The sequence below is a fragment of the Paraburkholderia atlantica genome (assembly GCF_000092885.1).
Lineage (GTDB): Bacteria > Pseudomonadota > Gammaproteobacteria > Burkholderiales > Burkholderiaceae > Paraburkholderia > Paraburkholderia atlantica.
Genome location: NC_014117.1, coordinates 2,895,244 through 2,907,755 on the forward strand (window position 1 = coordinate 2,895,244; position 12,512 = coordinate 2,907,755).

At 66.0% G+C, this 12,512-nt stretch carries 12 protein-coding genes; 10 read left to right on the top strand and 2 right to left on the bottom strand.

Annotation, left to right across the window (positions count from 1 at the left end):
- The first annotated feature begins 36 nt into the window (after positions 1 to 36).
- From BC1002_RS12985 to lnt, 5 genes are all read left to right on the top strand, one after another.
- Positions 37 to 1,110, top strand: a complete 1,074-nt coding sequence (locus BC1002_RS12985; RefSeq protein ID WP_013090487.1) for a PhoH family protein — start codon at positions 37 to 39, stop codon at positions 1,108 to 1,110.
- A gap of 90 nt (positions 1,111 to 1,200) precedes the next feature.
- Entirely contained in the window at positions 1,201 to 1,662 is a 462-nt protein-coding gene (ybeY, locus tag BC1002_RS12990) for an rRNA maturation RNase YbeY (protein ID WP_013090488.1), read from the top strand.
- A gap of 32 nt (positions 1,663 to 1,694) precedes the next feature.
- Positions 1,695 to 2,354 (top strand): gamma-glutamylcyclotransferase, encoded by a 660-nt coding sequence (locus tag BC1002_RS12995; RefSeq protein ID WP_013090489.1) that lies wholly within the window; start codon positions 1,695 to 1,697, stop codon positions 2,352 to 2,354.
- Positions 2,355 to 2,573: 219 nt separating this feature from the next.
- A complete protein-coding gene (locus BC1002_RS13000) occupies positions 2,574 to 3,479 on the top strand; it encodes an HlyC/CorC family transporter (RefSeq protein WP_013090490.1) in 906 nt (301 codons plus the stop codon).
- A gap of 119 nt (positions 3,480 to 3,598) precedes the next feature.
- On the top strand, positions 3,599 to 5,350 hold the full coding sequence (gene lnt / locus BC1002_RS13005; RefSeq protein ID WP_013090491.1) for an apolipoprotein N-acyltransferase: 1,752 nt from the start codon (positions 3,599 to 3,601) through the stop codon (positions 5,348 to 5,350).
- Positions 5,351 to 5,437: 87 nt separating this feature from the next.
- On the opposite strand, the gene BC1002_RS13010 is transcribed toward lnt, so the two are convergent.
- Entirely contained in the window at positions 5,438 to 6,052 is a 615-nt protein-coding gene (locus tag BC1002_RS13010; protein WP_018437709.1) for a glutathione S-transferase C-terminal domain-containing protein, read from the bottom strand.
- Positions 6,053 to 6,262: 210 nt separating this feature from the next.
- Between BC1002_RS13010 and BC1002_RS13015 the strand changes: the two genes are divergently transcribed.
- The 5 genes from BC1002_RS13015 to purH all read left to right on the top strand — a co-directional run bounded on the left by BC1002_RS13015 (position 6,263) and on the right by purH (position 12,075).
- The gene (locus BC1002_RS13015) at positions 6,263 to 7,681 is read left to right on the top strand and encodes an aminopeptidase P N-terminal domain-containing protein (protein ID WP_041734434.1); all 1,419 of its coding nucleotides are present in this window, start codon (positions 6,263 to 6,265) and stop codon (positions 7,679 to 7,681) included.
- A gap of 6 nt (positions 7,682 to 7,687) precedes the next feature.
- Positions 7,688 to 8,959 carry a UbiH/UbiF/VisC/COQ6 family ubiquinone biosynthesis hydroxylase gene (locus tag BC1002_RS13020; RefSeq protein WP_013090494.1) on the top strand — a complete coding sequence of 424 codons (1,272 nt, stop codon included), beginning with the start codon at positions 7,688 to 7,690 and terminating at the stop codon, positions 8,957 to 8,959.
- 187 nt (positions 8,960 to 9,146) lie between these two features.
- Positions 9,147 to 10,223, top strand: a complete 1,077-nt coding sequence (gene dusB / locus BC1002_RS13025; RefSeq protein ID WP_013090495.1) for a tRNA dihydrouridine synthase DusB — start codon at positions 9,147 to 9,149, stop codon at positions 10,221 to 10,223.
- Entirely contained in the window at positions 10,220 to 10,453 is a 234-nt protein-coding gene (locus BC1002_RS13030) for a Fis family transcriptional regulator (protein WP_013090496.1), read from the top strand. Before dusB ends, BC1002_RS13030 begins: the two co-directional genes overlap by 4 nt.
- 56 nt (positions 10,454 to 10,509) lie before the next feature.
- Positions 10,510 to 12,075: a bifunctional phosphoribosylaminoimidazolecarboxamide formyltransferase/IMP cyclohydrolase gene (gene purH, locus BC1002_RS13035; protein ID WP_013090497.1), complete on the top strand. Its 1,566-nt coding sequence runs from the start codon at positions 10,510 to 10,512 to the stop codon at positions 12,073 to 12,075.
- A gap of 74 nt (positions 12,076 to 12,149) precedes the next feature.
- Here the strand turns inward: purH and BC1002_RS13040 are convergent, their stop codons facing one another.
- Entirely contained in the window at positions 12,150 to 12,389 is a 240-nt protein-coding gene (locus tag BC1002_RS13040; RefSeq protein WP_013090498.1) for a hypothetical protein, read from the bottom strand.
- Between the last annotated feature and the right edge of the window lie 123 nt (positions 12,390 to 12,512).

Sequence of the window (12,512 nt, forward strand, 5' to 3'; positions counted from 1 at the left end):
TCTGAGTATCGCAACCGACAGGATCGACTCACCGCCTTGAAGACCACTCAGCAGCATCTGGAATTCACCGCACCGCGCGAAGACAACGCGCGGCTCGCCAACCTCTGCGGACCGCTCGACGAAAATCTGCGGCAGATCGAGCAGGCCCTCGACGTGACCCTGTCGCGCCGCGGCCACCGCATCACGATTCGCGGGCGCGGCGCGAAACTCGCGCTCACCGCCCTCGAAAACTTCTACAACAGCGCACGCGAGCCTTTGTCGGTCGACGACATCCAGCTCGCGCTCGTCGAAGTGCGTCATCCGGCGCGCCATCGTTCGAATGGCAATGGCGACGGCGACGGCGACGCGCACTTCGCGGGCAACCCCGATCATCCGTTCGACCAGCCCGCCGATGCGAATGCGAGCGAAGACGACTTCGAGGAATACGGCCCGAAGCTGTACACGCGGCGCGCGGATCTGCGCGGCCGCACGCCGGCGCAACGCGAATACCTGAAGCAGATCGTGTCGCACGACGTCACGTTCGGCGTCGGCCCGGCCGGTACCGGCAAGACCTACCTCGCGGTGGCCTGCGCGGTCGACGCGCTCGAGCGCGATCAGGTCAAGCGCATCGTGCTGACGCGCCCGGCCGTCGAAGCGGGCGAACGCCTCGGCTTTTTGCCGGGCGATCTCGCACAGAAGGTCGATCCGTATCTGCGTCCGCTGTACGACGCGCTGTACGACCTGCTCGGCTTCGACAAGACCGCGAAGATGTTCGAGCGGCAAATGATCGAAATCGCGCCGCTCGCGTACATGCGCGGCCGCACGCTGAATCACGCGTTCATCATCCTCGACGAGGCGCAGAACACCACGCCCGAGCAGATGAAGATGTTCCTCACGCGGATCGGCTTCGGCTCGAAGGCGGTCGTCACCGGCGACACGACCCAGGTCGACTTGCCGCGCGGCCAGAAGAGCGGGCTGATCGAAGCGCAGCAGGTGCTCGCGAACGTGCGCGGCATCGCGCTCACGCGCTTCACGAGCGCGGACGTGGTGCGCCATCCGCTGGTCGCGCGAATTGTGGAGGCGTACGATGCGCATGCGCAGAAGTCGACGGCTGCAGCCGATCCGCGCTAAAGCGATGCGCTTCGCAGCGCGACGCCCGAGTGGCCTCGCCACCACGCCGCAAAAAACGACTGAGCCACGAACGCCACGCATAGACACCGCATGAGCCGCACCCCGAAACTAACGCTGAGCCTGCAATTCCCCGCCGCCAAAGCCTGGCCGGAACATAAGGCGCTGCTGCCGCGCACGACGGTGGCAGGCTGGATCAAGGCGGCGCTGTTCGCGGACGGCGAACTGACGGTTCGCTTCGTCGACGCCGAAGAAGGCCGCACGCTGAACCGCACCTATCGCGGCAAGGATTACGCGACCAACGTGCTGACCTTCGCCTACGCCGAATCGGAAGACGACCCGGTGACGGGCGATCTGATTCTGTGCTGCCCGGTCGTCGAGAAGGAAGCCGCCGAGCAGGGCAAGCCGCTCGCTGCGCATTACGCGCACCTGCTCGTGCACGGCACGCTGCATGCACAAGGCTACGACCACGAGGTCGAAGAAGAAGCCGAGGAAATGGAAGCGATCGAAACCGAAATCCTCGCCAGACTCGGCTTTCCGGACCCTTATCAATAGGCGTCCCCGCCCCTCCTACAACCGAACCCACCGTGAGCACTCCGTCCCCCGAAGCCGAGATCCCCGTGCGCTGTCCGGACTACCCGCCGGTGCTCGGCGAATCGCGGCTTCTGACGAACGACGAACTGCACGCGTCGCTCGAATGCACATTGCGCGGCTGGGACCGCCAGAGCGATCTGTGGCTGTTCGGCTATGGCTCGCTGATCTGGAATCCGGGCCTGCCCACCGTCGAAGCGATGCGCTCGAAGGTGCACGGCTATCACCGTGGCCTCTATCTGTGGTCGCGAGTGAATCGCGGCACGCCCGAGCAACCCGGCCTCGTGCTCGCGCTCGACCGCGGCGGCTCGTGCACCGGCATGGCGTTCCGGCTCGCCGCCGATGGCTCGATGCCGCATCTCGAAGCACTGTGGCGTCGCGAAATGCCGATGGGCTCGTACCGTCCCGCGTGGCTGCCATGCGTGCTCGCCGACGGCCGGCGCGTCGACGCGCTCGCCTTCGTGATGCGCCGCGACGTACCGAGCTACACCGGCAAGCTGCGCGACGACATCATCCAGACCGTGCTGGGCTGCGCGAGCGGCCGCTACGGCACGACCTTCGATTACGTCAGCCGCACCGTGCATGCGCTGCGCGAAAGCGGCATGCCGGACCGTGCGCTCGAAGCGCTGCTCGCGCGCTGCAAGCCGGCCGTGTAATTTCGTCATCTCGGCGAAAACCCCACCCGCGACTTTTTTGCCGGCGAGCGCTTTTGCCCGCGTAATCGGTTAGGATGATTCCACGCCACGCCATCGCGGCGCGGCCGTTTCACCCTGGCTTCGCTCATCGCCCGGCCCGGCGGAACACGGTTCCGCCATGTGCCTGGTGTATCCTTAACGCTCTGTAACAGCGCGCCCAGTCTCGCCGGGCGCACTACCATGAACGACACGTATCCCAGTCGACGCCATACCGGACGCCAACTCGACAAACCGCAGGAAAAGCGCTCGCTGCTCGAGCGCCTGACCGACTTCATCTCGCCCGAACCCGACTCGCGGGCCGAACTTCTGGAAATTCTGCAGGACGCGCACGAGCGCAACCTGATCGACGCCGACTCGCTGTCGATGATCGAAGGCGTGTTCCAGGTGTCGGAACTGAGTGCACGCGACATCATGGTGCCGCGCGCGCAAATGGACGCGATCAACATCGCGGACAATCCCGCTGAATTCATCCCCTACGTGCTGGAGAAAGCGCATTCGCGCTATCCGGTCTACGAGGGCAATCGCGACAACATCATCGGCGTGCTGCTCGCGAAAGATCTGCTGCGCTACTACGCCGAAGAAGAATTCGACGTGCGCGGCATGCTGCGCCCGGCCGTGTTCATCCCCGAGTCGAAGCGGCTGAACGTGCTGCTACACGATTTTCGCGTGAACCGCAATCACCTCGCGGTGGTCGTCGACGAATACGGCGGCGTCGCGGGCCTGATCACGATCGAAGACGTGCTGGAGCAGATCGTCGGCGACATCGAGGACGAATACGATTTCGACGAGGAAAGCGGCAACATCATCGCGTCGCCGGACGGACGATTCCGCGTGCGCGCGCTGACCGAAATCGAGCAGTTCAACGACACTTTCGGCACGCATTATTCAGACGAAGAAGTCGACACGATCGGCGGGCTGGTCACGCATCACTTCGGCCGGGTGCCGCATCGGGGCGAGAAGGTCCGCCTCGACGACCTGATCTTCGAGATCTTGCGCGGCGACGCCCGCCAGATCCACATGCTGCTGGTGCGCCGCGATCCGCTCGCGGGTCAGCGCGAACGCGAGTCTCAGCACGTGCAGACCTGAGCCAGCGGCTCGGGCCGCTGCACGGCCCGAGCGCGCGCGCACTTTTATTGCGGGCGCATGTCGCCTACTCGTTTGCCTACTGATTTGCCCTTTCAACTTCCGACGCCGACCGAGCAACAATGGCCGACCCGATTACTTCCCGTTCACACCGCGGCGTGAGCGCCCCCGCTCCCACCGACGCCACCACCCGCAGCCGCGCGCTGCCGCGCTGGCACTACCTCGTCGCACTGGCCGCGGGCGCGGCCAATACGCTGTCGTTCGCGCCGACGCCGCATGGCGGCTGGCTGCAACTCGCAATCTTCGTGTTCTTCTTCGCGTGGCTCACACGCAGCACCGGCTGGAAAAGCGCCGCGCTGACGGGTGGCGCGTTCGGCTTCGGCAACTTCGTGAGCGGGGTCTGGTGGCTGTATGTGAGCATGCACTACTACGGCGGCATGCCGGCGCCGCTCGCCGGCACGGCGCTCGTGCTGTTCTCGCTGTATCTCGCCCTCTATCCGGCGCTCGCCGCGGGGATATGGTCGTTCTGCGCGGGCCATGCGCGCAACGGCGCGGCCGACGACCGCGCGCCATTCTCGCCGACCTGGCACGGCGCGCTTGCCTTCGCCAGCGCGTGGGCGATCGGCGAATGGCTGCGCGGCACGGTATTCACCGGCTTTCCGTGGCTCGCCACCGGTTATGCACAAGTCGACGGCCCGTTGGCGGGGTTCGCGCCGGTAGTCGGCGTGTATGGCGTCGGCTGGATGGTCGCGCTGACGGCCGCGTTGATCACGCAGGCGTTGCTGGCGCTGCTGCCGTCGTGGCGCCCCGGGCGTGCCAATGAATCGCGCGAGCCGAACGCCAGCGCCGCTGGTGACGTCGACACCCGCGCCGTGCAAGGCCGCGGCACGCGCGTCGCCCGCATCGCCGTGCCAGCCGGCGTCGCGCTCGCGCTGCTCGTGATCGGCCTGCTGCTGCCGCTCGTGCAGTGGACCACGCCCGCCAACGCGCCGCTGACGGTGCGTCTGCTGCAAGGCAACGTGAAGCAGGAGATGAAGTTCGAGGAAGCCGGCTTGCGCGCGGCGGTCGACGAGTATCAGAAAATGATCACGTCGAAGCCGGCCGATCTGATCGTCACACCGGAAACCGCGATCCCAGTGCTCGCGCAGCAGCTGCCGCCGAACTTCGCGGCGGCGATCCGCCAGTTCACCGATTCGACCGGCAGCGCGCTGCTGTTCGGCGCGATCGGCGGCACGATCACGCCGGACGGCCGGGTGGTCGACTACACCAACAGCCTGTTCGGCGTCACGCCCGGCTCGCACGAGATCTATCGCTACGACAAGCACCATTTGGTGCCGTTCGGCGAATTCGTGCCGTGGGGCTTCCGCTGGTTCGTGAACCTGATGAACATTCCGCTCGGCGACTTCTTCCGCGGCCCGCCGGTGCAAAAGCCGTTCATGGTGCATAACCAGCCGGTCGCGGTGAACATCTGCTACGAAGACATCTTCGGCGAAGAAATCGCGCGCACGCTGCGCGAGAACTCGACGCCCGCCGGCGTGCTGATCAACTCGACCAATCTCGCGTGGTTCGGCGACACAATCGCGCTCGACCAGCATCTGCAGATCGCGCGCATGCGCTCGCTCGAAACCGGCCGCCCGATGCTGCGCGCAACCAACACCGGCATGACCGCCGCGATCGACGCGAACGGCCGCGTGATCGGCCGCCTCACGCCGTACACGGTCGGCTCGCTCGACGTCGACGTGCAAGGCACCGCCGGCAACACGCCTTACGTGACGAGCGGCAACAACACGGTGCTCGCGGTGTCGGTGCTGCTGCTCGCGATCGGTTTCGCGTTCGGACCGGGAATCGCGCGGCGACGCAACGTCAAGCGGTAACGCCTACGCTGACGTAACGGGAACACCACCCGCAAAAAAAATGCGCCTGACATGCAGGCGCATTTTTGTATGCTCATTCGAGCTTCATCAATCCTTCGGCGCGGTATCGATGAACGACTGCCGCTGCGACAGCTTCTGGAAATGCTTGTCCAGGTTCGGATGCGATTCGCGCCAGTTCAGATCCGGCATACGGAAGTCCAGATACCCGAGCGCGCAGCCCACCGCGATGTCGGCGAGCGTGTAGTGATTGCTCGCGCACCACGGCTTGCTGCCGAGCCCCTGCGACATCGCGATCAACGCTTCGTCGATCTTGCGCTGCTGCCGCGCGACCCACGCGTCCACGCGCTGCTCGGGCGCGCGCTGCGTGCTTTCGAGACGGATCAGCACGGCCGCGTCGAGCACGCCGTCGGCGAGCGCCTCCCAGCAGCGCACTTCGATGCGCTCGCGCCCCGACGGCGGAATCAGCTTGCCTACCGGCGACAGCGTATCGACGTATTCGCAGATCACGCGTGAATCGAACACGGCTTCGCCGTCTTCCATCACGAGGCACGGCACCTTGCCGAGAGGGTTGAAGGTGTGAATCCGGGTATCCGGCGCCCAGACGTTCTCGGGCACCAGTTCGTAGTCGATCTTCTTGTCGGCGAGCACGATGCGCGCTTTACGCACGTACGGGCTGCCGAACGAACCGATGAGTTTCATCATGACCTTCTGCCTTTTTCTGAATCCGGCGAAAGTATAAGTGGTCTAAGGCTTTCGCGAGATGCTGGCGGCATCTTCGCGAACCGCTCGCCGAGCCGCTGTGGACGGATTGCAACATGACGGCGGCCGCCGCGCCGTCGGAATCCGCACAAAGCGAGGCAATGTCGTGCGCGGAGAATGGGGCCAGCAGACACGCGGCGCTACAATCGCACGATGAACCAGCCGACCGAACCCACCATCGCCATCGACGTCTACCGCACGCGCCGCGAGCGCGTTCTCGCCGCGCTGCGCGCCGCCGGCGGCGGCGTCGCCATCGTCCCGACCGCGCCGGAAGCGCTGCGCAACCGCGACACCGACTATCCGTACCGCCACGACAGCTACTTCTATTATCTGACCGGCTTCACCGAGCCCGAAGCGCTGCTGGTGCTCGATGCGAGCGCCGCGCCCGGAGCGCCCGCGTCAGTGCTGTTCTGCCGCGAGAAAAGCGTCGAGCGCGAGACGTGGGAAGGCTTCCGCTTCGGCCCCGACGGCGCGCGCGAAGCATTCGGGCTCGATGCCGCGTTCCCGATCGGCGAACTCGACACGCAGTTGCCGCGCATCATCGCCGACAAGCCGGCGCTGCACTACGCGTTCGGCACCTCGGCGCATCTGGACGAGCAGGTGCGCGGCTGGCTCGACGCGGTGCGCGCACAAAGCCGCAGCGGCACCGTCGCGCCCACGGCCGCGCGCGACCTGCTGCCGTTGCTCGACGACATGCGGCTCGTCAAGGACGACCACGAACTCGCGATCATGCGCCGCGCCGGACAGATTTCGGCGGCCGCGCATCGTCGCGCGATGGCGGTGTGCCGGCCCGGTATCCGCGAGTACGAACTCGAGGCCGAACTGCTGTACACGTTCCGCAAGTTCGGCGCGCAGGCGCCGGCCTATACGTCGATCGTCGCGGCCGGCGCGAATGCATGCGTGCTGCACTACCCCGCCGGCAACGCCATCGCGCGCGACGGCGACCTGATCCTGATCGACGCGGCCTGCGAACTCGACGGCTATGCGTCCGACATCACGCGCACGTTCCCGGCGAGCGGCCGGTTCACGCCGGCGCAGCGCGAACTGTACGACATCGTGCTGGCCGCGCAGCAGGCCGCCGTCGATGCGACGCACGCCGGCGCGAGCTTCGACGATCCGCACCGGGCCGCGCTGCGCGTGCTGTCGCAGGGGCTGCTCGACACCGGAATCGTGCCGCGCGCGAAGTTCGCATCGGTCGACGACGTGATCGCCGAGCGCGCCTACGCGCCGTTTTACATGCACCGCACCGGCCACTGGCTCGGCATGGACGTGCACGATTGCGGCGATTACCGTGAGCGTGGCGCGCCTCGCGACGAGACCGGCGCGCTGCCGTGGCGCACGCTGCGCGCGTCGATGACGCTGACGATCGAGCCGGGCCTGTACGTGCGCCCGGCCGAAGGTGTGCCCGAGCGCTACTGGAACATCGGCATCCGCATCGAGGACGACGCGATCGTCACGCCGGGCGGCTGTGAGCTGATCACGCGCGACGTGCCGGTCGCCGCCGACGAGATCGAGGCGCTGATGCAGCAAGCACGAGCGGCCGATCAAGCGTTTCCTCAACAGAGGACCTGATCCGCGATGAACGATGCATCTCCATCGGCGGTGATCCTGAGGCCCGCCTCCCACCAGCAGGGGTTCGATTTCGATGTGACGATCGTCGGCGCCGGCCCGGTCGGCCTCGCGCTCGCCGGCTGGCTCGCGCGCCGCAGCGTGACGCGCGAACTGAAGATCGCGCTCGTCGACGCGCGCGAGCCGGAAGACTCGATCGCCGATCCGCGCGCGATCGCGGTCTCGCACGGCAGCAGGATGATCCTCGAGCCGCTGCGCTGGCCGGCCGACGCCACCGCGATCGAGCGCATCCACGTGTCGCAGCGCGGTCATTTCGGCCGCACGCTGATCGATCATCGCGAGCACGGCCTGCCCGCGCTCGGCTACGTGCTGCGCTACGGCTCGATCGTGCACGGCCTCGCCGACGCCGTGCACGCGACGCCGGTCCACTGGTTCCGCTCGACGTCGGCCGGCGCGCCGGTTCAGGAGCTCGACGGCGTCACCCTGCCGATCGAAACCGCGGGCGTCGCGCGCCAGTTACGCACGCGGATTCTGGTGAACGCCGAGGGCGGTCTGTTCGGTGACCAGAAGCACGCGAAAAAACCGGGCCGCGCCCCGGACGAAGGCCCCGGCGCACACAGCATCGGTAAAAACAACACCGGCTCGCGCGACTACGGCCAGACCGCGCTGGTCGGCACGGTCACCGTGTCCGCGCCGCAGCCGCACGTCGCGTGGGAGCGCTTCACGTCGCAAGGCCCGATCGCGCTGCTGCCGATGGGCGGCGTACGTGGCGCCGACTACGCGCTCGTCTGGTGCTGCGCGCCCGACGAAGCCGCGCGCCGCGCTCAGCTTTCCGACGAAGCGTTCCTGCGCGAGCTCGATGCCACGTTCGGCGACCGCATGGGCCGCTTTACGCACATCAAGGGCCGCGCGTCGTTTCCGCTCGGTCTGAACACGGTCGACACGCTCGTGAACGGGCACATCGTCGCGATCGGCAACGCAGCGCAGACGTTGCATCCGGTGGCGGGCCAAGGCCTCAACCTCGGCCTGCGCGACGCGCACGCGCTCGCCGACGCGCTGTCCGCCGAAGGCCCGACACCGCTCGCGCTCGCCACTTTCGCGCAGCGCCGCGCGCTCGACCGGCGCCTGACGATCGGCTCGACCGACACGCTCGCGCGCCTGTTCACCATCGACTTCGCGCCGCTCGCGGTACTGCGCGGTCTCGCGCTGACCGCACTCGAATTCGTCCCTCCGGTGAAAACCGCGCTCGCCCGTCAGATGATGTTCGGCCAGCGGCGCTAGCGGCGCAAAACGCCGCGCGGCTCTATGAGCCGCGCGACTTTCATAGAAGATTTAACGGGTTACGAGACCCGGTTCGCGAGTCTCGGCAACCCGTTAACGCTAAAATGGTAGTTTTCCCTCGCATTTCGCGCTGCGTCGGCCGTCACGATTGTCAAATCCTGACCCGTCGTCGGCGCACGCTCACGTCATGCCCACTCTCGGCCCCCACAATCTGCGCAATAACCTGTTCGTCGCCCCGATGGCCGGCGTGACTGACCGGCCGTTCCGCCAGCTGTGCAAACGGCTCGGCGCGGGCTACGCGGTGTCGGAAATGGTCGCGTCGAACGCGCAGCTGTGGAAAAGCGAAAAGACCATGCGCCGTGCGAATCACGAAGGCGAGGTTGAGCCGATTGCGGTGCAGATCGCCGGCGCTGACCCGGACATGATGGCCGAGGCCGCCCGCTACAACGTCGGGAACGGCGCGCAGATCATCGACATCAACATGGGCTGCCCGGCCAAGAAGGTTTGCAACGTGGCGGCCGGCTCGGCGCTGCTGCAGAACGAACCGCTCGTGCAACGCATCGTCGAGGCCGTCGTGAACGCGGTTGGCGTCGGGCCCGACGCGGTGCCCGTCACGCTGAAAATCCGCACCGGCTGGAATCGCGAGAACAAAAACGCGCTGAACGTCGCGCGTCTCGCGCAAGCCGCGGGCATTTCGATGCTGACCGTGCACGGCCGCACGCGCGCCGACCTGTACCACGGCGACGCCGAGTACGAAACCATCGCCGCCGTGAAAGCGGCGGTGGACATTCCGGTCGTCGCGAACGGCGACATCACGTCGCCGCAAAAGGCGCGCGAGGTGCTCGCCGCGACCGGCGCGGACGCGATCATGATCGGGCGGGCCGCGCAGGGCCGTCCGTGGCTGTTCCGCGAGATCGAGCATTTCCTGCAGACGGGCGAGCTTCTGCCGCCGCCGCGCATCGATGAAATCCAGCAGGTGATGAACGAGCATCTCGAAGATCACTATGCTTTTTACGGGGAATTTACCGGTGTTCGCACTGCGCGCAAGCACATCGGCTGGTACACTCGCGGCCTTTCCGGCGCCAACCTGTTCCGGCATCGCATGAATACGCTGGACACCACGCGCGAACAACTCCTCGCCGTCAACGAGTTCTTTGACGCGCAAAAGGCGATCTCAGACCGCCTCGTCTACGTCGACGAAGCGCCCGGCAACCCCGGGCTCGACAGCCAGGGCGAGGACAACACCGACCGACTAGCAGCATGAGCAAGAACAACATCGAACAATCTGTCCGCGACAGCCTGGATGTGTATTTCCAGGATCTCGACGGCTCCAATCCGCACGACGTCTACGACATGGTCATTTCATGCGTGGAAAAACCCTTGCTCGAAGTGGTGCTCGAGCAGGCCAACGGCAACCAGTCGCTGGCCGCCGAGTATCTCGGCATCAACCGCAATACGCTGCGCAAGAAGCTGCAACAACACGGTTTGCTGTAGCGCGTTGTAGTTTCTCGCGCCCTGCCACGTTTCCCCTTCGGCTTTTCGTCTTCATCATGATCAAGCAAGCGCTCATCTCCGTTTCCGACAAGTCCGGCATCGTCGATTTCGCCAAATCGCTGTCGGACCTCGGCATCAAGATCCTGTCGACCGGCGGCACCGCGAAACTGCTCGCGGACGCGGGCCTGTCCGTCACCGAAGTCGCCGACTACACGGGCTTCCCGGAAATGCTCGACGGGCGCGTGAAAACGCTGCATCCGAAGGTGCACGGCGGCATCCTCGCGCGCCGCGATCTGCCCGAGCACATGGCCGCGCTCGAGAAGCACGACATTCCGACCATCGACCTGCTGGTCGTGAACCTGTACCCGTTCGTGCAGACCGTGTCGAAGGAAGAGTGCTCGCTCGAGGACGCGATCGAGAATATCGACATCGGCGGTCCGACGATGCTGCGCTCGGCCGCGAAGAATCATCGTGACGTCACGGTGGTGGTCGATCCGGCCGACTACGCGGTCGTGCTCGACGAAATGCGCGCGAACGGCAACTCGGTGTCGTACAAGACGAACTTCCGCCTCGCGACCAAGGTGTACGCGCACACCGCGCAGTACGACGGCGCGATCACGAACTACCTGACGAGCCTGACCGACGAGTTGCAGCACTCGTCGCGCAACGAATACCCGGCCACCTTCAACATGGCGTTCAACAAGGTGCAGGACCTGCGCTACGGCGAGAACCCGCACCAGAGCGCGGCGTTCTTCCGCGACCTGACCGTGCCGGACGGCGCGCTCGCGAACTACAACCAGTTGCAGGGCAAGGAACTGTCGTACAACAACATCGCCGACTCCGACGCGGCGTGGGAATGCGTGAAGACCTTCGACGTGCCGGCCTGCGTGATCGTCAAGCACGCGAATCCGTGCGGCGTCGCGATCGGCGCGAACGCGCACGAAGCGTACTCGAAGGCGTTCCAGACGGACCCGACCTCGGCGTTCGGCGGCATCATCGCATTCAACCGTGAAGTCGACGAGGCGGCCGCGCAGGCCGTCGCGAAGCAGTTCGTCGAAGTGCTGATCGCGCCGTCGTTCAGCGCCGAAGCGCGCCACGTGTTCGCGGCGAAGCAGAACGTGCGTCTGCTCGAAATCGCGCTGGGCGAAGGCCATAACACGTTCGATCTGAAGCGCGTCGGCGGCGGCCTGCTGGTGCAGTCGCTCGACTCGAAGAACGTGCAGCCGCGCGAACTGCGCGTCGTCACGAAGCGTCATCCGACGCCGAAGGAAATGGACGACCTGCTGTTCGCATGGCGTGTCGCGAAGTACGTGAAGTCCAACGCGATCGTGTTCTGCGCGAACGGCATGACGCTCGGCGTCGGCGCGGGTCAGATGAGCCGCGTGGACTCGGCGCGCATCGCGAGCATCAAGGCGCAGAACGCCGGTCTGACGCTGGCCGGTTCGGCGGTCGCATCGGACGCGTTCTTCCCGTTCCGCGACGGTCTCGACGTGGTGGTCGCGGCAGGCGCGACCTGTGTGATCCAGCCGGGCGGCTCGGTGCGCGATGACGAAGTGGTCATGGCCGCCGACGAGCACAACATCGCTATGGTGCTGACGGGCGTGCGTCACTTCCGTCATTGACCGGCTGAAGTTCGCTAGCTGAAAAAAGGCCCGGCGGGTTGTCCCGCCGGGCCTTTTGTCTTGCAGCGACGTGTTCAATCATCCGGATCTTTGCGCGCGTAACCGTCCCGCACTTGCGCATGCTGGCTGATGTACGTGCCCAAACCCTGGCCGCGCCGCGCGAGACGCTTCAGCACCGAGAGATGCTCGGCGCCGACACTTGCCTCTGTGTACCAATACACGACGCCCGGCCGAAAACGCACCTTGATGAAATCGTCGCCGATTTCATAGGCGTCGACGCCCGAGTCGCGGCTGAGATTGCGGTAGCGCTCCATTCCCGATCGCCCTCCTCGTGCAAAGCCTTTAGCAGGTTTTATTCCGCTAGGCATGCTGCCAGCAGTCCGCCGCACGCCGCGTTCGTTGTAGTATCGCAGGCACCTGGTTTTTATCGCTTGTGC

What these genes read in the sequence shown, in the direction of transcription:
- ybeY (WP_013090488.1), top strand. Translation starts at nt 1,201, where the DNA reads ATGAGCCGCACCCCGAAACTAACGCTGAGCCTGCAATTCCCCGCCGCC.
- BC1002_RS13000 (WP_013090490.1), top strand. Translation starts at nt 2,574, where the DNA reads ATGAACGACACGTATCCCAGTCGACGCCATACCGGACGCCAACTCGAC.
- lnt (WP_013090491.1), top strand. Translation starts at nt 3,599, where the DNA reads ATGGCCGACCCGATTACTTCCCGTTCACACCGCGGCGTGAGCGCCCCC.
- BC1002_RS13010 (WP_018437709.1), bottom strand. Translation starts at nt 6,052, where the DNA reads ATGATGAAACTCATCGGTTCGTTCGGCAGCCCGTACGTGCGTAAAGCG.
- BC1002_RS13015 (WP_041734434.1), top strand. Translation starts at nt 6,263, where the DNA reads ATGAACCAGCCGACCGAACCCACCATCGCCATCGACGTCTACCGCACG.
- BC1002_RS13020 (WP_013090494.1), top strand. Translation starts at nt 7,688, where the DNA reads ATGAACGATGCATCTCCATCGGCGGTGATCCTGAGGCCCGCCTCCCAC.
- dusB (WP_013090495.1), top strand. Translation starts at nt 9,147, where the DNA reads ATGCCCACTCTCGGCCCCCACAATCTGCGCAATAACCTGTTCGTCGCC.
- BC1002_RS13030 (WP_013090496.1), top strand. Translation starts at nt 10,220, where the DNA reads ATGAGCAAGAACAACATCGAACAATCTGTCCGCGACAGCCTGGATGTG.
- purH (WP_013090497.1), top strand. Translation starts at nt 10,510, where the DNA reads ATGATCAAGCAAGCGCTCATCTCCGTTTCCGACAAGTCCGGCATCGTC.
- BC1002_RS13040 (WP_013090498.1), bottom strand. Translation starts at nt 12,389, where the DNA reads ATGGAGCGCTACCGCAATCTCAGCCGCGACTCGGGCGTCGACGCCTAT.